Below are 21,683 nucleotides of genomic sequence, written 5' to 3' on the forward strand. Positions count from 1 at the left end.
TTTCTAATTTACGCTTTAATCCACCGGCTAAATATAGATTTCTTCTCTCTGTTAACTAGCGGCTGTGCACTAAACGTGTAATAGTTGATACGGCGCAAATAATAAAGCAAACGCGCAAAAGAACATACAAGCGTCAGAAAGGCAGCCGCGAAAAATGAAAATCCTTGTTCGTTCGAAATGACCGATACAATCGTAAAGACGGTATTCGAAACGAGAAACAATACAGCTAGCCAAACAACGCCCTTGCGATCGTCAAAATATAGCAGGATGAGAGAGACGACATTGTAAACGATGTACATGAAGAATCCGAATATCAAGATATTGAAAATGTCCAACTGTTCGGATGTAAAGCCAATCAGTGGGAGAAGACGGATGCCGAGTGCGATGGAAACAATGGAGAAAAAGAGCTGCACCCCCATCATGAACGAGATTTCGTACATCAATACCCGGTACATTTCTTTCAGCGCCGCCCGAATGTCGCTCATCGTTCCATTGCCTAGTACCGTATCGTAATATTTGCGATACTTTGGATAAAACGAGGTTTCAAGCGATACAACGAACATGATTAACGTCGGAATGACCGATAAAAATGCGTAATAGACGGCGACATCATAGACCGGATTCCATAAAAACGAACCTTCGACTATGACTCCGTCTTCGCTGAACCACTGGATAAATTGATGAGCATATAATCCAACGGCGGATAAAGCGCCAAATGTAATCAGCTTCCTGTACTTCGCTGAATACGTCAGGAACAAATAATCCGAGGCTTTCTCTTTTGTGCGGAAAAACCGGTCCGCTTGCACGAGCAGCATACACGCCGTCGTTGAGAAACCAATAACAACGATAAACAACACAGCTGCAGCAGACTTCCAAGATGTAAACTCCAAGATGGCGTAGGTTCCGGCAATCGCGATCAAAGCGCCTGCCATAAAGGCCATGACAATTCGGCGGTACTCTTTCATCGCAGAAATGTACAACGATAAGCTCCAAATCATGACCATAACCATAAAAAATAAAAACAGATTTATTTTCATGACGAGTTCAAGCTTGCTGAAAAGTACGAATAAAAGCCCAGGAACACTTGCTATGATCATATTAAGCTTCAGGCTTCCGTACAACGAAGGCAATATTTGCCCATATTGCTTGAGGTATAACATATCCGATACCGTGCGTGTTAAAAATATGGACATGATGTTCGTAACGATAAACGAAAAAATGAAAGAATATACGGTCGAAACAAGGAACAGTTCACGCTCAGCAAACGGTACTTGATACCGAAACAGCATGATTTGAATGACGAGCAGCATTGCCATGCATGCCAGCATCGGCCCGACCGATATGACCGATGAATACGAATAAGCTTTGACCATGTTGAAAAGACCTTGTTTATCAAACAATTTTCTCAGCTGAAAGCCGATTCCCGCCATGCCCGCTCCCCCTTTCATACTCGCCATACAATGCTTTGTATTGTTCGATAAATTGCTTTTTCGAATATAAATGTTTGACTCGGGCAAGTCCGTTCTCGCCCATCTGTTTTCTTATTTTATCGTTTTTGCACAAGTAGACCAGCAATTGCCCGATTTGTTCATAATTCATGACCGATGCGATCAGCCCGGCTTTGCCAAAACGATCGTCGACCCCGTAAAGCAATTCTTTGCAACTGCCGACATCTGTCGTGACAAACGGCTTTCCGGCAGCCATACCTTCGAGCACCGCCAGAGGTTGGCCTTCGCTGATGCTTGTTAGCGCCAGCATGTCCATTTTTCCGATGTATTGCTTAATGTCTACGTTTCCGGTAAATACAACATCTTCAAGCCGCAATGCATCCACCAGACTTACGCATTCGGAATAATATTCGTAATCTTCCTCGTAAGGGCCCATGATGAAGAACTTTGCATTCGGCACTTCCCGCTTAACGAGCGCAAAGCTCTGGAGCATCGTTTTAATGTCCTTGATTGGCACCACCCGAACCAGAGCCCCTACATTGACATGCGGATCGTCCGGATCTTTGCCCGGTATTCCCGAAAAATCCTCGGCTTGAACGCCATTTGGAATGATCCGGATTTTATCTTCGGCACATCCAAGCTCAATTTCGATTTCTTTGTTCCGGTTAAATAAGGTGATCACCTGATCGGCGGATTGGTACGCGCATTTGGATAGCGCATAGAAGTAATCGATCCATAGGTCCTTAAAGTACCCTTTCACCCAATCGGATTTAATAATCTCCTCTTCCCGTTCCCGCGAATAGATTCCGTGTTCGGTGAGCAAAAACGGTTTGCGAAACAAAAATTTGCCCATGCTGCCTAACACGCCGGCATAACCGGTGGATACGCTGTGATACAGATCGGCTTCTGGCACCGGATGCCGTACGATTTGGAACAGTGGAAGCAGCATGGAACGCACCGTCCAGAACATTTCCGTAAACGGCACGTGGGCGTACTTTTCGACACAAATCTCGCCCAGGAGGTCGAAAAAGTCTTGGCTCGACAGGAAATCCGTTACCGACTCGACCTTCGCATTGCGCAGAGCCGGAAAGAACATGTTCCAGTCAATATCCCGGCTGCCGCCGATTAACGCCTTGATGGATTGCTTCTGCGCTTCCGTCAATTGGATATCGCGTCCCCACTTAAATTCATCCTGCAAATAAGTATCCAGGAATACTTCATGTACTTCCGTCAAGTTGTCCGGCAGCGCATACTTGAATTTCCCCCGTTGCTTCTCCTCTGCGCCGATTGCGTAAATGACAAATTCGTGCTCTGGCATCGATTGGATGAGCGTATGTATCCAACTGGAAACGCCTCCGGTAATGTAGGGATATGATCCTTCGGCGATCATACATATTTTCATGTTATCCCCCCAATCCTATTTCAAATTTTTCCTTCGTGGCGTGCACGATATACAATTGCTCATCAACCAGCTTTACGGTGCAGTTTTGCTGACGATTAATCTTTTTGTCGGTTCGCAGCATGAAGTACATGCCGCCGGAGAAATGATTAATATATCCGTTGATGCGGTCCGGCTTATGTTCGAAATATACCGAACTGGCTTCGTATGCCTTCACTTCTTCACTTGCTTGAGATGCCGTCATGCTGCGCAGCCAGCCATATTCGTCGCTGACGAACGATAAAAATTGTTGGAGCCGTTCATACAGCTGCGCCCAATTGTAAGGAAAGCTCCGTTCATAGTCGATAATATCATCCGGATGAACAAAATGGGAAAACACGCCGATCGAACTCACTGCATTCATCATCGTCCACTTGTCGAAGTCGGCAATTTTGAAACCGGATGTAATTCTCGGCAATTCTACAATCCCATCCTCCGCAACCGAAAACTCTTGATGGTATGCTCTGTTATCCGCGTCCGCAATGTATACTGACGATATATTCGTCAAACTCGGAGCGCTTTTCTTTAACGCCTCCCTGCCAAACTTGTCAATGACATTGGAAGGAGGTACATAGGTACGTATCTTATAGTTTGGATAGACTTGATGAATATATTGCTCAAGCGCCGCGATCGACGCCTCCATGTCTTCGGTGCTTTTCCATGGCTTATAGTTGAATATTTTGGATGTTTCCGCGTTGACGGTTAGCGATTGATGATTAAAGCCGTGCAGTCCGATTTCCCCACCGCTCTTGATCAGCTCTCTGCCGTAAATAATTAAATTGTTGATTTCCGAATCGCTCGCTTGCTTAAAAGGCGGCGTAACCTGTTTGTTATAGGATTCGATTGTTACACCGGTATATTTCAAATCGTAATTTCGCGCCAAACGAAGCATATCCGGCCACCACACTTCTTTAAAAAAACGCGGAATATTCCGTTTGTAGATCTTGTACAATTCCACATTAAAACCTTGTGGAAACGGTGCAGGGAAATCGTCGATATACATCAATTTCATATTCATGACCGGGTAAATAAAATCCGGCGTCAGCATCCCGATCGCCCCGGAGAAAAACCCGCGACTTGCTTTCTCTTGAAGCATCGTCCCGTTAAAAACCATAAAGGTTCCTTCGCCATATTGAACTTTCCATAGCATGGGAATATCGTTTGTCGTTCTCGCAAGAACGGTACAGCGATCTTCCAATTCGAAATATATCGAGGTCCCTTCAAATTCCTTTCCGGAAAATTTTATATTTGCAGCGTTATAAAGTACGTTTGTCGTAAGCTCGATGTCCTTCGTAACCAAATATTCACCAATCTCATAAATGCCAAGCTTCCGGTATATTCGGTGAAACGAACTGTTCACATCAGGCGTAGCCGCAAAAAACAAATGCCCTCCCTGCTCCACGTATCGCTCCAGCATCTTGACATCGGTAAGATGGCCAAGATCGGTAATCGTCATGATGATCATCGAATATTCGTTTAAGGAGGAAGGCAAACGATCGGGTGCAACAGCTTCGTACGGCCTCTTCATGGAATGGAGAACCATTTCCGCATTATTTTTGATTTTTACGCTGTACTGCTCCTTGGGATCGTAAACAAGAAGCGTCTTGTCCTGCTTCAATTTCGCAACTTCTGCTGCACTTAACGCATCCACCTTATGCAGTCCGGCCGGCGCAGAGGATAACCCATCCTCACTCCAGCGCAGAAGCAATTCCGAACGGGAAATTTGCAGCACGAAGGCCATCGTTAAAACAAATCCCAAGATCATCGTAATTTTATTGCTAAGTTTTAATTTGGGTTCCATTTCATGCTCCCCTAGACCAAAATCGTATCGTGTTCAATACTTGATTGGAAACGCGGATCGGGGAAGATTTCAGCTCATTCAACACTTCGTAAAATTCCTTGTTCAGCTTCAGCGTATAAAACAGCTTTAACATGATGAAATAAGGAGTTTCCCGATCAGGAAACGATTCTCGAAATAGTTGGCAATAACGGCGCGCTTCCGCATAATCCTTCATTTGAATGCTGTTATTGATTTTCTCTACAAAGATCGCTTCATCGCTGCGGTCCAATTCCAAAAGATCCTTCAACACTTTGTCATAGAGCTGTCTGTTGTGGTCTTGCGTTTGTTTATCAAATAACGAGCTATCCATATATTTTTGCAGCATTGCGGCATAAGAGCGCAATAATTCAACATTTCCCCGGTCCAGCTCGTATTGAACTGATAATTGTTGAAGTCCAAGCAGCAACTTTCTCTTGATTTCCATCACGGCCGTTACAGCATAATGGGAAGTTTCCGTATCTTCATTCTGAAGCGCTCGTTCCAACAAGGTTGGGGTTTGGAAGGACTCGTTTTTCAGCATATCGAGCAAAACCCTTCGGCGGGTAGCCAAGTCATGGTGCACCAGCGCATCCTCCAAGGAAATGACATTGATTTCTTTGGCCACCTCAACTTCCCGGTGTACTTCAGTCGACGCGCCGAATTCCGGAGCCAGCTGTTCAAATCGGGACATATCCCCGTCCTCAACGGGTTTACGCTTCACGTACCACAAAAGAAGGCAAAAAATGACCCCCAAAAAAGGCAATAGTAACAACAAGCATTCCGTCAACCAATCCTTTTTCGAACGAACGCCGATGGCGATTATGCAGGCGACGAAAACGTAATAAACGACCAATGCCGCTTCAAGCATACATTTCTTCCCCGCTTAACAATTTAACCTGCGTTCCGAGACGTGCCAATCGTTCCATAACCGGCTTCGCTTCCTTCTCATCCGTATTCGATAAAAGAATGCACAGCCGCCCCGATTTCATGCCGATGAAATCCGTATCCCGGAGCGATTCCGATATGGTCATGGCCAGAGATTCCAAAGACTCGGTCATCTTCTCCACCATTAGCAACGTGGAGCTGACCTCATACTTTTCTTTAACCTCTTTTTTGTTTTCCAACACTTGTAGAAAGGCGTCCGCATTCAGTATATCCGTACCTTCCAAGTAACGCTCGTGTCTCGCCGACGCTATGTATTTAAGAGCCCGTGTCAATGCGCCGGAGATCATTTGGACCGTAATATTAAATAAACTTTCATGGTATAAAGACAAATGCTCAAACTCCAATTCGTGCACGCAAACAATTGCGATCACGTTTCCGTTTTCGTTTTGCACCGGAGCAACCATCGTCGGCATCATAGCGTCCAGCGTCCGATTGATGAAAGCTTTGCCGGTCTTGACGACCTGCTGCAGCTGCGGAGAATCGGCTAGCTTGATCGATTTCGGGATGTCGAAGTGATCTCCCTTCGACCTGATGCTAAGCCTCAAATATCCGCCTTCGTTCACGGAATAGACGGAAACCCGGTTCGTATGCAACAAGCTTTCGAGCACGGAAACCGCGGAGCTTAACACTTTGTCGGGCTCCAGGCTTTCCAGCTCTTTCACGATATGATGAATGCGGCCGATACTGTCTCTGCTATTGACGATTTGCTGCTGCAATTGATCTTTGACAATGCGTGTATCATCAAAAACTTCCTTCAAAAATTGATATTTTACTTTTTCGGACTGCAGCTGTTCCCTGTGGAAGGCCGCGTTTTGTTTGCGTTTGTCCGTTGTGAAACCGATGATCAGGCCAAAAAACAAATAAACGGCGATATTAAACAGAACCTCGGAATCAAAAAACAGCGAAACGATCTCGCGTCCGTAAGACAAATTGGTATAGAAATAAAGAACGACCGACAAACAAGTAGATATCATCGACTGTCTTGTCCCATAGAGTGCGCCGAACAAAATAATGTAAATCAGCTTGAAATCAAGAGAGAAGTTTTGCAGGAACGACCAGGTGCTTGTCGTCAAGTAAAACAAGCCCACAAAAACAACGAGATTCTCCGCGTAAGGAAGCAACGCCTTTATCGGATTCAGTTTGATTGAAGCCTTTTTTTCCGAGGCTTGAGGTTTCTGCTCTTGCGTTCTAAACCATTCGTACGTCTTGGCCAGGCCTTCCTTAAGGGAGTACATCGGTACCCAATCCAGATCTTTCTTCACTCTGGAATTATCAAGACTCGACCTGTAAATATCGCCTTCTCGCGGGACATGATAATCGACTCCCGCAACCGGATGAATTTTGCCCAGCGTATCGATTAACTCGTTGATGCTCGTTTCCGTATTTGTCGATAAATTATAAACGCCGGTCATTTCGCTGTTCGCAGTCCTATAAATTGCGTCTGCGACATCTTCGACGTAAATAAAGTCGCGGGTTTGTTCACCATCCCCGTATACGGCCAAGTTCTCGCCTTTGCGCAGGCGGTCCATGTAGATCGATATTACGCCTCCCTCACCTACGCTGCTTTGACGGGGCCCGTAGACATTCGAGAAACGAAACGCTACAGTCGGCAACTGGTATAACTCGTGCCATTTATTAAGATAGTATTCTCCCAAATGCTTGTTAATCCCGTATGGCGACACCGGGCTGCAATCCGCCGTTTCCTTCAAAGGAACTTCCGGGTTGGCACCATATACGGCTGCGGAAGAAGCAAAAATAAACTTCTTCACGTGATGTTCTTGCGAAAGCTTCAGCATATTGACCAGTCCAAGAATATTGGCTTGCGTGTCCGAATAAGGCAGCTTTACCGATGTTACGACATCTACCTGCGCAGCCAAATGAACGACGACGTCAAACTGCACGCTTCTGAAAACTTCCTCGCATTTTTTATCTTCAATATTGAGTTGATATAATTTATGCGGAAATTGTAAATTCGCCTGATTTCCTGAGCTTATATTGTCGATTATATAAACTTGGTTGCCTTCTTTGTGGAACCTTTCGGCAACAAAGGATCCTATAAATCCACATCCGCCAGTTACGAGAACCTTCATCAAGCATCCTCCTTTAGTCTTAATTTTTTCTTTACATTTCTAGATAATACTATATTTTGGATATGAAATTCAACATATTTCCACAATTAATTTGATATATATCGCTAAATAGCGAATCATGTCGAACTAATATATTCCATTAGCCTCTCGATTTAGTATTAAATCTTTAATATGATAGTTATGTAAAATCGGATAGATTTTTAACAAATCCAACACATCGAAAGGATGATTCACATGAAGAAACAGCTTGCGCTATTGATCGTTCTGACGTTCCTAACCTATTCATTGATGCCCGCTACATCCTCCGCCGCGACAATCAATACGGGCAATAACGCAAAAGTGTTGGTTTACTATAGCACCCCTCAAGGCGTCAATGGGTTATGGGACGATACGGCTGCAGCGCGCGTATTCGCTCAGTACGATTACGTTGTGTTTGGCGGGTCGATCGCAAACCCGAGCGACGGATATTACCCTTCGACCGTAAACATTATCAATAAAATCCATGGCTTAAATCCGAATACGAAAGTATTCGGGTACGTTGACCTTGGGGTGAAAACAAATAACTATCCGATGTCTACACTGCAAGTTAAAATCGACACGTGGAAAACGATGGGGGTTAACGGCATTTTTCTGGATGACGCCGGCTACGACTTCTATGTCCCGCGTGCCCGTTTAAACGAAACATTGGACTACATTCATGGCAAGGGTCTTTCAACTGTAGTGAATGCATGGAATCCGGATGATGTCATGGGAAATGCAGTCGACTCTGTTTATAATCCAAACGGAGCATCCACTCATATGGGCGCAAGAGACTTTTATTTCATGGAAAGCTTTTTGGTTAACACGAAGGCCTATTCCAACACCGATCATTATGCCTTATTATATCGAGTGAAGAGAAAAGCCGATAAGGCAGTGCAATACAGGAAAGCTTTAGGCGTGAAGCTATTGTCAACAAACATTGTGGATTATTCCATATTTTCCGATGCGCAAGTCGATCATTTCTTTAAAATGACGGAAACGGCCGCACTCCTATATTCATTGGACGGTTATGGCATGTCCGGCGTGAATTATGGCGCTAGCGGGCCTAATTATCGAGTTGTCCGCTCGTTCAATTACAAACCGGATTATAATAGCTACTATACGACCGATGTAATCACTCAAACCAACTCAACAAAGCTGGATACTTCGCTGACGGAAATCAAAAGACTTCAGTTTGTGCTGCATTCGCAACCGGGAATACATTGGTATGTGCAATAATATATTTAAACTGTAATCTTGCACCTTAGTTGAACGACTATGAAGGAGTCGAAATGATTGAAATGACGGAATTAAAAAAACGATGGGGGCTCGTCGGGGGCAGCTTGCTGGTTGCTTCTCTAGCGTTTCAAACTGCCGGCAGTGCAGGAGCCTCTGCTTCTTCGCCTCTTATTGCTCGTGATTTGTTTTTTCGATACGTAAATGACGGCACGTCGACAGAAAAGAGGATGGAGCTTCAGGCATCCCAAGGCTTCCAAGTGAAATGGCGCCGCAGTGACAAGGCGTTGTCCAACGTTGTTTCCGATCCTGTTACCGCAACCATTTATTACGTAGATTCCGGCGGGACGATGAACGCCATAACCCCATCTGCTCACAGCATCTGGACGGACAAAATATCGAATGCCCCGGAACAAGCCCAATTGGTATTTGGCGAAGATCGTTATATTTATGCTCTTGCTTATCCTTCGGAAACCGGCGATCTTGCCGTAAAAGCATATGATGCAAACGGCAAGCTGAAAAGAAGCTTTCAAGTGCATTTTTCGGGCGATGACCGTCCGTTTAAGGGGAGTTACGTCGATCGTGAGGGGCGTCTATATTTATTGTCAACCAAGGGATTGCAAGCCTTTGATAAGACCGGAGGTATACTATGGTCGGCCGCAAGCATCCCTGCGGGCAGCATTTTATCCGGATCGGCGAAACAGCGTCTATTCATCTTGAAACCGGATCGGCAAATCGTGGCGTACAGCGATTCGGGAAAAGCCATCTGGAAACAAGACCTGCAAAAATACGGCGACCTTGCACCCGAACTTGTCATTTCGAGCTTGGGAAACGTACAAGTTGTTACGAGGCGTGGCTTGATCGCGTTTGACGGTTCAACGGGAAAACCCGTATCGCCCGAACCTGCCCAGTCCAACATCGGTGCGTTGGCAAATGCCGCTTCAACAAAACCGGCTGCTTATTATGCAGATCGTTCTCGTTTATATTGTTTTGATTCCAAAGGACGCGAGTTATGGGTATTTCAAACGAACAATAAACAAATCATCGATAAGGCTTCCGTAATCAATGACCGGTACGGGAACGTATATTTCACCGATACCACGGGAGTCTGGTACGGATTGGATGCCTCCGGCCGTAAAATATTCGCGCTGGCAACTAACGACAAATCCAGCGCGGTCAGTGCTGCGGTTACCGCATCTAACGATCTCGTCCTTACATTCAAGGATGCAGGGATGATCAGTCTTGGCTCCACATCGCTTATCCGTATGATGGTCAACGGCCAGGAGAGATTTTCACCATTCCCGCCGACATTAAAAAACGAAGATGTATATTTTCCTATCGAATTTCTCGCCAATCAGCTTGGAATGAAAGTGAAGCGGGATGATAAGAAAAAGGTCATAACTTTAGCGCGAGGAAGCCAAGCAATGTCATGGAGCATAGACAATAAAACCGCCAGCTTTAATGGGAAACCCACGAAGCTGACGGTCGAGCCAATCATTGTCAACGAGTCTATCTGGTTACCGGCAAGGTACGTCTCCCGTCTGTTCGGTATTTCGACCCGTTGGGAACGTTCTGATCGGATATTGCACATCGAAATAAAATAATTTCACGGAGCCGGCAGCCCAATTCAGCGTGCCGGCTCCGCGCTTTATTTGACGATCACAGGTCCTAGCGTATATCTGCCATCCGTCCTTTTCCCGTCGATGGCCAATTGTACGCCGGGTTCCCCGCTATCCGGATCCAGAATGGCCACACACAACGTGTAGTTTCCTGGGGGCAAATCTTGCGGAAGCGGAATCGATTGTTTCGTTACCTTGGCGCCCGGTTGCCATGTCCGAATATCATCGTTGGTCTGTTTCGAGGCTACGATCGTTCCGGACTCGTCGGTTAACGAAAGCTCGAGCGGCCAACGATAATAAAACGGCGCGACTCCTGCGTTAAACCACTCCATCTCTACATCCAAAAGATCTCCAGCACGTACTCGCTCCACATGAGTCTCTGAACGAAGCATAAAGCGATAAGCGATCGTATTCAAAAAACGGTTCGCATTGCGCTCCAGCTCGCCGCCGACAGGCGCGTCATGCAACGCATATGGGCCTAGCCAGCTCGGGTGCGTGAGGCGAACCATCTTCAGCGTTTCTTCTATGTTTTTATCTTTAAAATAATATTCCTGATCGTGGGTCGAGGAGAATTCCCCTCCTCCAGGCGCTTTGGCCCAATAATCCCGCATAGCAGGCATCGGCTCTTTCGTCAGCCATAACGTATAGCCATCGTTGATCCAAGCGTACATTTCCTCGATCGTCGCTTCGTGATCCCCGAACATGTCGTTAAATAGGCCAAAGTTATGCTTCTGCGCCAACGGGTAAGGCCTTCGCATCATCAAGTGCTTTTCCGTAAAATAATCGATATATGGCTGCACATATTGATCGGCAACGGCAATGTTCGGAAAAGGAATCTTGGTCTTCTCGTCATTCTTCGTATGCCATTCTCCCCAGTGCCCGATGCTGCCGAGCTCTACGAAAGCGATCCTTGGATCGCTATTATAGCGTTTGGCCAACTGCTCGACGAGCTTCCGATGGTATTCAATTAAGGCAGGATTGAAGTAATCCGGGCTAAATCCTTGGCCATGATCGGTATCGTAGAAGGTACCCTTTTTGTTCGTTGCCTCGTAGAGCCAGTCCGGTATGTCCATATGCCGTTCGTCGGCCGGATCATCAAGCACGAGACGAATAATCAGCTTTGCTCCTCGCTTCGTCCACTCATCAAAACGATTTTTCTGTTCAAGCTCATCAAAAGCGTATACGCCTTGTTGAGGCTCTATTTCCTTCCAGGTCAAATTGACATGTGCCAAGCGGTGCGGCGGGTTCTCCGTTTTTGGAATGTATCTGGCATCTGCCACGAATCCCATAAACGGATTATTGAGTACTTCGTCGGTTTGAGCGGGGTAATATGTGATTGGATCTTCGTTGGAGTATGCCCATACAATGCCGATTGTCGCGAGGCTGCAGGAAACGAGCAGGAAGATGGATAACCAAATTTTCGTTCGATTTTTCCTCATAAACCTCCTGAAGCCACCTTCAAAGATCCTTATCGGCATGAAAGGTGGCTTATTCCGTTATTATTTGCTTTTTTCCAAATAGGCGTCGACCCATGCGGCCGTTTGCTTGAGCTCTTCTTCGGCTCGCGCAATCGCTCCGGCCACTTGGCCCGAAGCGGTACCGCCGTACACGTTGCGTGCGTTGACGACGTTTTCCGGCTGGAGCACGGTGTAGATGTTGTTGTCGAACAGTGGGGAGAACTGCTGGAACTCCTCGAGCGACAGGTCTAACAGGTACTTGTTGTTCTGGATACAGTACAACACCGTTTTGCCGATAACTTCGTGCGCTTGGCGGAACGGAAGTCCCTTGCCCACGAGGAAGTCCGCGATGTCCGTTGCGTTCGAGAAGTCTTGGTTAACCGCTTTGCGCATCCGGTCGCGGTTCACTTTCATCGTGGCGACCATCGGCGCGAACAATTGCAGCGCGCCTTGCAGCGTGCGAACGGTGTCGAACATGCCTTCTTTGTCTTCCTGCATGTCTTTATTGTATGCAAGCGGCAGCGACTTGAGCACGGTCATGAGGCCGAACAGGTTGCCGTAGACACGTCCGGTTTTGCCGCGGACGAGCTCGGCAACGTCCGGGTTTTTCTTCTGCGGCATAATGCTGCTGCCCGTACAGAACGCGTCGTCCAGCTCGACGAACGCGAACTCCGTGCTCGACCAGAGCACGAGCTCTTCGCAGAAGCGCGACAAATGCATCATGATCATCGATGCGTTGGACAGGAACTCGATGATGAAGTCACGGTCGCTGACGGCGTCAAGGCTGTTCTCATACACGCGGCCGAAGTTCAGCTGCTGCGCCACGAAGTGGCGGTCGATCGCAAACGTCGTGCCGGCCAGCGCCCCTGCGCCAAGCGGCAGTGCGTCGATGCGCTTGTAGCTGTCTTGCAGGCGCTCGATATCGCGTCCGAACATGGACACGTAAGCCATCAGGTGATGCGCGAACAGGATTGGCTGCGCGCGCTGCAGATGCGTATACCCCGGAACGATCGTGTCGAGGTTCGCTTTCGCCTGCTCCACGAGCGCTTCCTGCAGCTTCTGAAGCAAGCCGACGAATTCGACGACGCGCTTGCGCAAGTATAGGTGCATGTCCGTCGCGACTTGGTCGTTGCGGCTGCGGCCGGTGTGCAGCTTGCCGCCGACCGGGCCGATTTCGTCGATCAGCGTTTTTTCGATGTTCATATGAATGTCTTCATCGGAAATCGTGAACTCGACTTCGCCGCGGCGAATCATGTTCTGCACTTTGTGCAGGCCTTCCTTGATCTTCTCGACATCTTCCGCAGGCAGGATGCCGCATTTCCCCAGCATCGTCACATGCGCAAGGCTGCCTTGAATGTCTTCCTCGGCGAGCTCCTTGTCGAACATGATCGACGCCGTATATTCCTCGACCAGTTGGTCGGTTTTTTTCGTAAAACGTCCGCCCCACAGCTTGGACATCGTGACTACCCCTTTCGAGCCTTAGTTCTTCGCGTTTTGCTCCACGCCGGACGATACTTTCAGACGCAGCGCGTTCAGGCGGATAAAGCCCGTCGCGTCGCCTTGGTCGTACGCTTTCGTCGGATCGGCTTCCATCGTCGCAATATCCGGGTTGTACAAGCTGACCGGGCTTTTGACGCCGGCGGCGATGACGTTTCCTTTGTACAGCTTCAGACGCACCGTACCGGTGACGTTCTTCTGGCTTTCGGTTACGAGCGCTTGCAGAGCAAGACGTTCCGGAGCAAACCAGAAGCCATTGTATACGAGCGTGCTATATTTCGAAATGAGCGAGTCGCGCAAATGCATCACATCGCGGTCCATCGTCAGCGACTCCATCTTGCGGTGCGCGGAGAAAAGGATCGTGCCGCCCGGCGTTTCGTACACGCCGCGGCTTTTCATGCCGACAAAGCGGTTTTCGACCATGTCGACGCGGCCGATGCCGTGTTTGCCGCCAAGCTCGTTCAGCTTCTCCATTGCGGCCAGCGGCGACAAACGCTCACCGTTGATTGCAACGCAGATGCCCTTCTCGAATTCCAGCTCGATATATTCAGGCTCGTCCGGCGCTTCCTCCGGCGATACGCTCAGAACGTACATATCGCGGCAGGAAGGAGCACTCGAGTCGAACCAAGGATCTTCCAGCATGCCGGATTCAAAGCTGATGTGAAGCAGGTTGCGGTCCATCGAATACGGCTTGGACGCCGATGCTTGGACCGGAATGCCGTGCTTCTCCGCGTAAGCGATCATTTCCGCGCGTCCCGGGAACTGCTCGCGGAACGCCTCGTTGCGCCAAGGCGCGATCACTTCCAGCTCAGGCGCAAGCGCCGCTGCCGTCAGCTCGAAGCGCACTTGGTCGTTGCCTTTGCCCGTTGCGCCGTGCGCAATCGCTACGGCACCTTCGGCGCGGGCGATTTCGACCATCCGCTTCGCGATAAGCGGACGCGCGATGCTCGTGCCGAGCAGGTATTGCCCTTCGTATAATGCTCCCGCTTGGAACATCGGGTTGATGAAATCGCGTGCGAATTCGTCGCGCAGGTCGTCGATGTACACTTTCGACGCGCCGGTGCGGAGCGCTTTTTCCTCCAGACCGTCTAGCTCTTCCTTCTGCCCGATGTCTGCCGTAAAAGCAATGATTTCCGCGTCGTATGTTTCTTTCAGCCACGTCAGAATGACCGACGTGTCCAAGCCGCCTGAATAGGCGAGCACAATTTTATTTTTTGCCATGAGCAGGTTCTCCCCTTCGTCTATTATTCAATGATATGGATTACATGATTGCCGCCATAATCGCTTTTTGCGCATGCAGACGGTTTTCCGCCTGATCGAAAATGATCGAATGCTCGCCGTCGATGACGCCTTCGCTCACTTCTTCGCCGCGGTGCGCCGGCAAGCAGTGCATGAACAGGTAGTCTTTCTTCGCATATTTCATCAATTCTTCGTTCACTTGGAAGTCCTTGAACGCAATTTCGCGCGCCTTCTGCTCGGCTTCAAAGCCCATGCTCGCCCATACGTCGGTATAAACAACGTCGGCATCCGCTACCGCTTCTTTTGGATCGCGGCAAATGTGCATCTTCGAACCGTGCTCGGCTGCGCTTTCCTTGCAAATCTGGATCACTTCCGCGCTTGGCTCGTAGCCTCCCGGCGTCGCCACGGCGAAGTCGATGCCGAGCTTGCTCGCGCCCATCATCAACGAGTGTACCATATTGTTTCCGTCGCCGATATAGGCGACTTTTAAGCCGCGCAGACGTCCTTTATACTCTTGAATCGTCTGGTAGTCGGCGAGCGCCTGGCACGGGTGGGACAGATCGGACAAGCCGTTAATGACCGGTACCGTCGCCGCTCTTGCCAGCTCAACGACGTTGCGGTGGCCGAACGTGCGGAACATGATGCCGTCCACGTAACGGGACAGCGTTTGGGCCGTATCCGAAACCGTTTCGCCGCGGCCGATTTGGATATCGTTTTTGCTGAGGAACAGCGCATGTCCGCCCAGTTGATACATGCCCACTTCAAACGAAACGCGCGTCCGCGTCGACGATTTTTCGAAAATCATCGCCAGCGTTTTACCTTTAAGCGGCTCATAAATTTCGCCCGCTTTGTTCTTGCGCTTCAGCTCGATCGCCAAATCGATCAAATATTGAATTTCTTCCGCCGTGTAATCGACTAGGCCCAGAAAATCGCGGCCTTTCAGCTGCTGCGCCAGGTCTTGTTTTACCGCATCGGTCATTGTATTCGCTCCTTCGCTTTGCATCCTGCAAGGATGCTTTATTCACAGGTCAAGCCGCTTCCCGCGGGAAGTATCCCAGGCTGGGAAACGGCTCGATGAATTCGTATTGTTCAGACAAACGTTCGGTAACTTTTGGATCCGAAAAGCCAATTGAACTTGGTTCGCTTAGGTATGCAAACCAACTAACATTGATCCGGCCGCACGATTGCCACTTGGTTATGCCGTTACCGTCGCCGCTTTTTGGGATAGCAATTTGCCGATGATCGTCACCGCTTGATCGATTTCTTCCTTCGTCACGAGCAAGCTCGGCAGCAAACGAATTACATTAGGCCCGGCCGATATGAACAACAGCTTTTCTTGCTGCGCCTCCGCAATGATGTCCGCTATAGGCTGAGCGCACTCGATGCCGACCAGCAGCCCGATTCCGCGCACTTGCTTCACAAACGGATTGCCCGCGAGCTTTGTTTGCAGCTGCTCCAGCAAATAAGCGCCGGACTCGGCCGCTTTCGCCGGGACATTGTCACCTACGATCGTTTCGATCGTCGCGATAACGGCTGCCGTTGCGATCGGCGTACCGCCGAACGTGGAGCCGTGACTGCCTGCCGTAAACGCTTCACGCAGCTTCTCCTTCCCAAGCATCGCCCCAACAGGGAAGCCGCTGCCCAGGCCTTTGGCAAGCGTGATGATGTCCGGCTCGATGCCGTAATGCTCGTAAGCGAACAGCTTGCCGGTCCGGCCCATGCCGGTTTGAATCTCGTCGGCGATCAGCAGCAGGTTCCGTTCCTGGCACAGTTGCGCCACTTGCCGAATGTATGTTTTATCCGCGATGTTAACGCCGCCTTCGGCTTGTGCGAACTCCAGCATGATCGCGCACGTGTTGTCGTTGACCGCCGCTTTTAACGCGTCGATGTCATTGTAAGGCACGTAGACAAAGCCAGTCGGCAGAGGCGAAAAGCCTTCCTTCACCTTATCCTGCCCCGTCGCCGTTAAGGTCGCCAGCGTCCGACCGTGGAACGATTGGTTGAACGTTATGATTTCATAACGCCCGTCGCCGACCACCTTCTGATGGTATCTGCGCGCCAGCTTAATTGCCGCTTCATTCGCTTCCGCACCGCTGTTGCAGAAAAAAACCGCATCCGCGCAGCTGTTCGCCGTCAGCAATTGCGCCGCTTTCTCTTGATTCGGAATGTGGAACAAATTCGAAACGTGCCATAGTTCATCCAGCTGCTGGGCCAGCTTTTCCTTCACCTTGGCCGGTGCATGTCCCAGATTCGTTACGGCAATCCCGCTCATAAAATCCAGGTACTTGTTGCCTTGGTCGTCCCACAGCCAGCTGCCTTCCCCTTTCACGAGCGCAATCGGATACCGCGCATAAGTCGGAAACAATGCGCTTTGTGCCTGTTCTCCCATATCGTTCACTCTCCCCTTATTTCACGATTCGCGTGCCGACGGCGCTGCCGTTCAGCACCTTGCTCAGTACTTCCGGTTCCGTCCCGCTGACGATGACCACTTCGCGCACCTTGCCTTGAATGCACTGGATCGCCGCGCGCACTTTCGGAATCATGCCGCCGTAAATTTCACCGGTTGCGATCATGTCTTCAATTTCCGCTACCGTCACCGACGACAGCACGACCTTCTCGCCGTCCACCGTACGCATTATGCCGGGAACGTCAGTCACGACGATCATTTGCTCGACGCCCAGATGCGATGCGACCGCACCCGCCGCCGTATCGGCATTGATGTTGTAGCGCTGGCCGCTTGCGTCCAGTCCGATCGGCGCGATCACCGGCATGTAGCCCATGACGATGACGCCTTCGATCACTTCCGCGTTCACGTCGGTCACGTCGCCGACAAATCCAACCTCCGCCGCGTTGCTCACCGGTTCGGCATGAATGAGACCTCCGTCGACGCCGGATAAGCCTAGCGCTTTGGCACCGCTTTGCTGGATTTTGCGAACGATCGTTTTGTTGATCTGCCCCGCCAGCACCATCTCGACGACGTCCAGCACGGCATCGTTCGTTTTGCGCAGACCGTTCACGAACTCCGTCTCGATGCCAAGCTTCGTGAGCGTCTCCGAAATCGCCGGGCCGCCACCATGCACGATAACCGGAATGACCGATTCGGACTGCAGCTTCTTCAAATCGGCGAAAAAAGCGTCCGGCAGCGCTGCCAGCGTGCTTCCCCCGCACTTCATCACAAAACGTTTATGCGACATAACCGTTATTCTCTCCAATGATTCGTAATGATTCCATCTGAGGAAGGTCCCCCAGACAAAATGAGACTGAACCCGAAACTCGCTCCGTCCACGTCTACCGGTTGTTACGTCCGGTAAGCCGCATTAATCCGCACATAATCGTACGTCAGGTCGCAGCCCCAAGCCGTTGCTTGGCCTTCGCCCATATGCAGGTCGACGTAAATCGCGACGTCGGTGCCTTTCAAATATTCCAGCGCAACCGCTTCGTCAAAACGGATCGGACGCGACTGCTCCAGCACGACAATATCGCCGAGGCGAATATCGACCGTCTCGGTGTTCACCGGCTGCCCTGCACGGCCAACCGCAGCGATGATGCGCCCCCAGTTGGCATCGGCGCCGAATACCGCCGATTTGACGAGGCTCGAGCCGATAACCGTCTTCGCGATTGCACGCGCCGCATCGTTCGAAACCGCGCCGCTCACATTGACTTCGACCAGCTTCGTTGCGCCTTCGCCGTCGCGGGCGATTGCTTTGGCCAGCACTTCGCACACGTGCTGGAAGCCTGCCGCAAAAGCCGCCCAATCCGGATGAGCCGGGGTTAGGGTGTCGGTGTCAGCCGCTCCGCTCGCCATCACGACGAGCATGTCGTTCGTGCTCGTGTCGCCATCGACCGTAATCATGTTGAACGTGGCATCCGTCACTTCGCCGAGCAGACGCTGCAGATCGCCGTGACCGATGCGCGCATCGGTCGTCATAAAACCGAGCATCGTCGCCATGTTGGGGTGAATCATGCCCGAGCCCTTGGACGCGCCGGCAATATGTACGACTTTTCCGCCCACGGTTACGCGCACGCATACTTCTTTCTTCACCAAATCGGTCGTCAGAATCGCCTGGCTGAAATCGTCCGCTTCCTGTGCTCCGCCGCCAAGCCGTCCCGCGATATCGCTAATGCCTTGCAGCACGCGGTCCATCTTTAGCGGCTCGCCGATGACGCCCGTCGATGCAACGGCAACCGCCGTCTCCGGTACGCCGAATGCTTGCGCCGCCGCGGCGCGCATCGCGAATGCGTCCTCGTCGCCTTGCTTGCCCGTGCATGCATTCGCGTTGCCGCTGTTGACGATAACTGCTTGCAGCGTACCGCGGCCGTTCAGGCTATCCTTCGTCACCTTGATTGGTGCCGCCTGGAACGCGTTTAGCGTATACACCGCCGCGGCCGTCGCCGGCACGTCGCACACGATTGCACCCAAATCGTGGCGCGTCGTTTTTTTCAACCCACAGTGCAGCCCGGCTGCACGAAACCCTTGCGGCGTCGTTATCGACCCGTCCGCTACGACGGTAAATGCCACCCCGTTCATCATCGCCATCTTCCTTCACCTGTCCCTTTTTCCCCAAATCGCCTGTACGGTCGCATTGCCTGATTAACTCTCAAATCAATTTAAATAGGTAAAGAATGCCGTTTCGTTATGGATACATCGGCGTTAAAGCCAAGCCCAACGTTTCGTCCCAGCCCATCATTAGGTTCAAGTTCTGGATCGCTTGCCCGGCTGCTCCCTTCACGACGTTGTCGATGACCGAAATGATCGTCAATCGCCCTGTCCGTTCATCCGCGCTAAAGCCGATATCGCAATAGTTCGAGCCGAGCGTTTCTTTGGTCGCCGGCCATGTGCCCTTGTTGCGAATACGGACGAATCGGCGTCCTTCGTAATATTGCTTATATAGTTCGATGAAATCGGCATCCGTGCGATTGCCGTTCATATTCACGTACATCGTGCACATAATGCCGCGCGTCATCGGAACGAGCTGCGGCGTAAACGTGACCGTTACCGGCTTGCCGGACACTCTTGTCAGCACCTGCTCGATTTCCGGCGTATGCTGATGTTTGTTCACTTTGTAAGCTTTGAAGTTTTCATTGATTTCCGAAAAATGCGAGGATAGGCTAAGCCCGCGTCCTGCCCCGGAAACGCCCGACTTCGCGTCGATGATAATCGATGCCGGATCGATCCAATCCGTCTGCAGAAGCGGAGTCAAACCTAGCAACGCAGCCGTTGCGTAGCAGCCCGGATTCGAGATGAAATCGGCGCCTTTTACCTCTTGTCCGAACACTTCGGCAAGACCGTATACCGCTTTCGCTACATATTCCTCACCCGGTGCTTCGTGCTTATACCATTGCTCGTATTGCACAGCCGATGTCAACCGGAAATCGCCGGACAAATCGATCACCTTAAGCCCCGCGTCTACAAGCTGAGGCACCAGCTTCGCGCTGACTCCGGACGGCGTCGCCGTAAAGACGACATCGGCTTTCTCCTTGATCAGCGGAATATCGACCCCGTCTAGCAAATCCGTCATAATTTCCGTCAAATGCGGAAATCCTTCGGCAATCGGCGCCCCTGCGCTTGAAGACGAAATGACGGATGTAATCTGAACGAGCGGATGTCCCCCTAAAAAACGAATCAGTTCGACCCCGCCGTAGCCTGTCGAACCTACGATAGCAACTTTTATTGGCGTATTCATGTGCGGCTCCCTCCCAAAAACGTCCCACTCACGAAAAAATATATGCATTATTATACGATGATATAAATAATAATTCAACGATAAATTGCCGCCGGAACGTGACAAAATCCGGTCATTTTCCAGAGACTATCCTTCGAGCTTAAATCCTTCGCCAAGCACTTCCGAAGCGTTGCTAATAATGATAAAAGCATTCGGGTCAATCGACATGACGAATGCCTTCAGCTTGGTCACCTCGGTTTGCCCGACGACGACCATCAGCACGGTCCTGGACTCGTCCGTAAAACCGCCGCGGCCGGACAGCTTCGTCAGTCCCCGGTCCAGTTCATATAATACGGCTTGTGCAACCTTCTCCGGCTGCTGGGAGATGATAAAAGCCACCTTGGACGAAGAAAGCCCGAGCTGTACGACGTCAATGACTTTACTCGTTATGAACAAACCGATTAATGCGTACAGCGCGCGTTCCAGCCCGAATACAATGCCTGCGCCAACGATGACGAGGCCGTCGAATACAGCGACCGCATGCCCCAAGCTCAAACCGCTGAATTTATGCAAAATCGAAGCGGCTACCGATAACCCCCCGGTCGAGCCGCGGCCGCGAAACACGATGCCAATCCCCGCGCCGACGCCGATTCCGCCGAAGATGGCAGCCAGCAGCGGATTTTCGGTCATCGGTTGCCAGTGGCTTGTCAGCCATACGAAAAAAGGCAGCACGACGGAACCAACCGCCGTCTTCAAACCGTACGCTCTGCCGAGCAAGAGAACTCCGGCAAAAAACAACGGGATGTTCAGCGCCCATTGCGTAATGGCCGGCTCAATGCCCCATTGTTTCTGGGCGATGACGGATATGCCCGAAACGCCGCCCGATGCGATCTGGTTCGGCAGCAGCAGGACGTTAAAGCTCGCGGCCACAAGAAAGCAGCCGATCACGAGCAGTACGTATTCAATCAATTTGTATAAAAAACTGTCAACCGGAATTAAAGGTGTTCTTCTGCGCACACCGACGCCTCCTTATTCGTTCAAAAATTCTGTACCAAGCAATGGCCAGCCTAAGCCTGTACCGTTTTCTATCCTATTTCGTTGAAAAGCTTCTATTCGAAGCCCTTTCCACCATGATTGGTCCTACGTAAGTTGATGCTTTTCTTGCCAAATCGAATTTTAGATCAACAACGTGATCTGCGGATATCTTATAAATC

At 50.3% G+C, this 21,683-nt stretch carries 16 protein-coding genes; 2 read left to right on the plus strand and 14 right to left on the minus strand.

Annotated elements, in window-relative coordinates; genetic code table 11:
* Positions 1-8 precede the first annotated feature (8 nt).
* The 5 genes from pelG to AC0LWM_RS03840 all read right to left on the minus strand — a co-directional run bounded on the left by pelG (position 9) and on the right by AC0LWM_RS03840 (position 7,740).
* A complete protein-coding gene (gene pelG, locus AC0LWM_RS03820) occupies positions 9-1,430 on the minus strand; it encodes an exopolysaccharide Pel transporter PelG (RefSeq protein WP_474673574.1) in 1,422 nt (473 codons plus the stop codon).
* Positions 1,393-2,850, minus strand: coding sequence for a GT4 family glycosyltransferase PelF (pelF, locus tag AC0LWM_RS03825; protein ID WP_474673575.1), 1,458 nt, complete (start codon positions 2,848-2,850; stop codon positions 1,393-1,395). The genes pelG and pelF overlap by 38 nt, the downstream gene beginning before the upstream one ends.
* A gap of 1 nt (position 2,851) precedes the next feature.
* A complete protein-coding gene (locus AC0LWM_RS03830) occupies positions 2,852-4,687 on the minus strand; it encodes a DUF2194 domain-containing protein (protein ID WP_474673576.1) in 1,836 nt (611 codons plus the stop codon).
* A gap of 1 nt (position 4,688) precedes the next feature.
* Entirely contained in the window at positions 4,689-5,396 is a 708-nt protein-coding gene (locus AC0LWM_RS03835; protein WP_474673577.1) for a hypothetical protein, read from the minus strand.
* 169 nt (positions 5,397-5,565) lie between these two features.
* Complete coding sequence (locus AC0LWM_RS03840; RefSeq protein ID WP_474673578.1) at positions 5,566-7,740, minus strand: NAD-dependent epimerase/dehydratase family protein; 2,175 nt, start codon at positions 7,738-7,740, stop codon at positions 5,566-5,568.
* Between the two features lie 234 nt (positions 7,741-7,974).
* Between AC0LWM_RS03840 and AC0LWM_RS03845 the strand changes: the two genes are divergently transcribed.
* Together AC0LWM_RS03845 and AC0LWM_RS03850 are read left to right on the plus strand one after the other, a co-directional pair.
* Positions 7,975-8,997 (plus strand): hypothetical protein, encoded by a 1,023-nt coding sequence (locus AC0LWM_RS03845; protein ID WP_474673579.1) that lies wholly within the window; start codon positions 7,975-7,977, stop codon positions 8,995-8,997.
* Between the two features lie 62 nt (positions 8,998-9,059).
* Positions 9,060-10,598 carry a stalk domain-containing protein gene (locus AC0LWM_RS03850; protein WP_474673580.1) on the plus strand — a complete coding sequence of 513 codons (1,539 nt, stop codon included), beginning with the start codon at positions 9,060-9,062 and terminating at the stop codon, positions 10,596-10,598.
* A gap of 44 nt (positions 10,599-10,642) precedes the next feature.
* Here the strand turns inward: AC0LWM_RS03850 and AC0LWM_RS03855 are convergent, their stop codons facing one another.
* The 9 genes from AC0LWM_RS03855 to AC0LWM_RS03895 all read right to left on the minus strand — a co-directional run bounded on the left by AC0LWM_RS03855 (position 10,643) and on the right by AC0LWM_RS03895 (position 21,486).
* Positions 10,643-12,052 (minus strand): DUF4832 domain-containing protein, encoded by a 1,410-nt coding sequence (locus AC0LWM_RS03855; RefSeq protein ID WP_474673581.1) that lies wholly within the window; start codon positions 12,050-12,052, stop codon positions 10,643-10,645.
* A 60-nt stretch (positions 12,053-12,112) separates the two neighbouring features.
* On the minus strand, positions 12,113-13,528 hold the full coding sequence (gene argH / locus AC0LWM_RS03860) for an argininosuccinate lyase (protein ID WP_474673582.1): 1,416 nt from the start codon (positions 13,526-13,528) through the stop codon (positions 12,113-12,115).
* 21 nt (positions 13,529-13,549) lie between these two features.
* Entirely contained in the window at positions 13,550-14,788 is a 1,239-nt protein-coding gene (locus AC0LWM_RS03865; protein WP_474673583.1) for an argininosuccinate synthase, read from the minus strand.
* 40 nt (positions 14,789-14,828) lie between these two features.
* Positions 14,829-15,785: an ornithine carbamoyltransferase gene (gene argF / locus AC0LWM_RS03870; RefSeq protein WP_474673584.1), complete on the minus strand. Its 957-nt coding sequence runs from the start codon at positions 15,783-15,785 to the stop codon at positions 14,829-14,831.
* Positions 15,786-16,001: 216 nt separating this feature from the next.
* Positions 16,002-17,195 carry an acetylornithine transaminase gene (gene argD / locus AC0LWM_RS03875; protein ID WP_474673585.1) on the minus strand — a complete coding sequence of 398 codons (1,194 nt, stop codon included), beginning with the start codon at positions 17,193-17,195 and terminating at the stop codon, positions 16,002-16,004.
* Between the two features lie 16 nt (positions 17,196-17,211).
* Positions 17,212-18,000, minus strand: a complete 789-nt coding sequence (argB, locus tag AC0LWM_RS03880; protein ID WP_474673586.1) for an acetylglutamate kinase — start codon at positions 17,998-18,000, stop codon at positions 17,212-17,214.
* A 104-nt stretch (positions 18,001-18,104) separates the two neighbouring features.
* Positions 18,105-19,337, minus strand: a complete 1,233-nt coding sequence (argJ, locus tag AC0LWM_RS03885) for a bifunctional glutamate N-acetyltransferase/amino-acid acetyltransferase ArgJ (protein WP_474673587.1) — start codon at positions 19,335-19,337, stop codon at positions 18,105-18,107.
* Positions 19,338-19,440: 103 nt separating this feature from the next.
* Positions 19,441-20,490, minus strand: a complete 1,050-nt coding sequence (argC, locus tag AC0LWM_RS03890; protein WP_474673588.1) for an N-acetyl-gamma-glutamyl-phosphate reductase — start codon at positions 20,488-20,490, stop codon at positions 19,441-19,443.
* Between the two features lie 126 nt (positions 20,491-20,616).
* Entirely contained in the window at positions 20,617-21,486 is an 870-nt protein-coding gene (locus tag AC0LWM_RS03895; protein WP_474673589.1) for a YitT family protein, read from the minus strand.
* Between the last annotated feature and the right edge of the window lie 197 nt (positions 21,487-21,683).

This window comes from Paenibacillus sp. sgz302148 (assembly GCF_056120465.1).

Excerpts from the sequence above, each read along its gene's own strand:
- pelG (WP_474673574.1), bottom strand. The coding sequence starts at position 1,430 with ATGGCGGGAATCGGCTTTCAGCTGAGAAAATTGTTTGATAAACAAGGT.
- pelF (WP_474673575.1), bottom strand. The coding sequence starts at position 2,850 with ATGAAAATATGTATGATCGCCGAAGGATCATATCCCTACATTACCGGA.
- AC0LWM_RS03830 (WP_474673576.1), bottom strand. The coding sequence starts at position 4,687 with ATGGAACCCAAATTAAAACTTAGCAATAAAATTACGATGATCTTGGGA.
- AC0LWM_RS03835 (WP_474673577.1), bottom strand. The coding sequence starts at position 5,396 with ATGTCCCGATTTGAACAGCTGGCTCCGGAATTCGGCGCGTCGACTGAA.
- AC0LWM_RS03840 (WP_474673578.1), bottom strand. The coding sequence starts at position 7,740 with ATGAAGGTTCTCGTAACTGGCGGATGTGGATTTATAGGATCCTTTGTT.
- AC0LWM_RS03845 (WP_474673579.1), top strand. The coding sequence starts at position 7,975 with ATGAAGAAACAGCTTGCGCTATTGATCGTTCTGACGTTCCTAACCTAT.
- AC0LWM_RS03850 (WP_474673580.1), top strand. The coding sequence starts at position 9,060 with ATGACGGAATTAAAAAAACGATGGGGGCTCGTCGGGGGCAGCTTGCTG.
- AC0LWM_RS03855 (WP_474673581.1), bottom strand. The coding sequence starts at position 12,052 with ATGAGGAAAAATCGAACGAAAATTTGGTTATCCATCTTCCTGCTCGTT.
- argH (WP_474673582.1), bottom strand. The coding sequence starts at position 13,528 with ATGTCCAAGCTGTGGGGCGGACGTTTTACGAAAAAAACCGACCAACTG.
- AC0LWM_RS03865 (WP_474673583.1), bottom strand. The coding sequence starts at position 14,788 with ATGGCAAAAAATAAAATTGTGCTCGCCTATTCAGGCGGCTTGGACACG.
- argF (WP_474673584.1), bottom strand. The coding sequence starts at position 15,785 with ATGACCGATGCGGTAAAACAAGACCTGGCGCAGCAGCTGAAAGGCCGC.
- argD (WP_474673585.1), bottom strand. The coding sequence starts at position 17,195 with ATGGGAGAACAGGCACAAAGCGCATTGTTTCCGACTTATGCGCGGTAT.
- argB (WP_474673586.1), bottom strand. The coding sequence starts at position 18,000 with ATGTCGCATAAACGTTTTGTGATGAAGTGCGGGGGAAGCACGCTGGCA.
- argJ (WP_474673587.1), bottom strand. The coding sequence starts at position 19,337 with ATGATGAACGGGGTGGCATTTACCGTCGTAGCGGACGGGTCGATAACG.
- argC (WP_474673588.1), bottom strand. The coding sequence starts at position 20,490 with ATGAATACGCCAATAAAAGTTGCTATCGTAGGTTCGACAGGCTACGGC.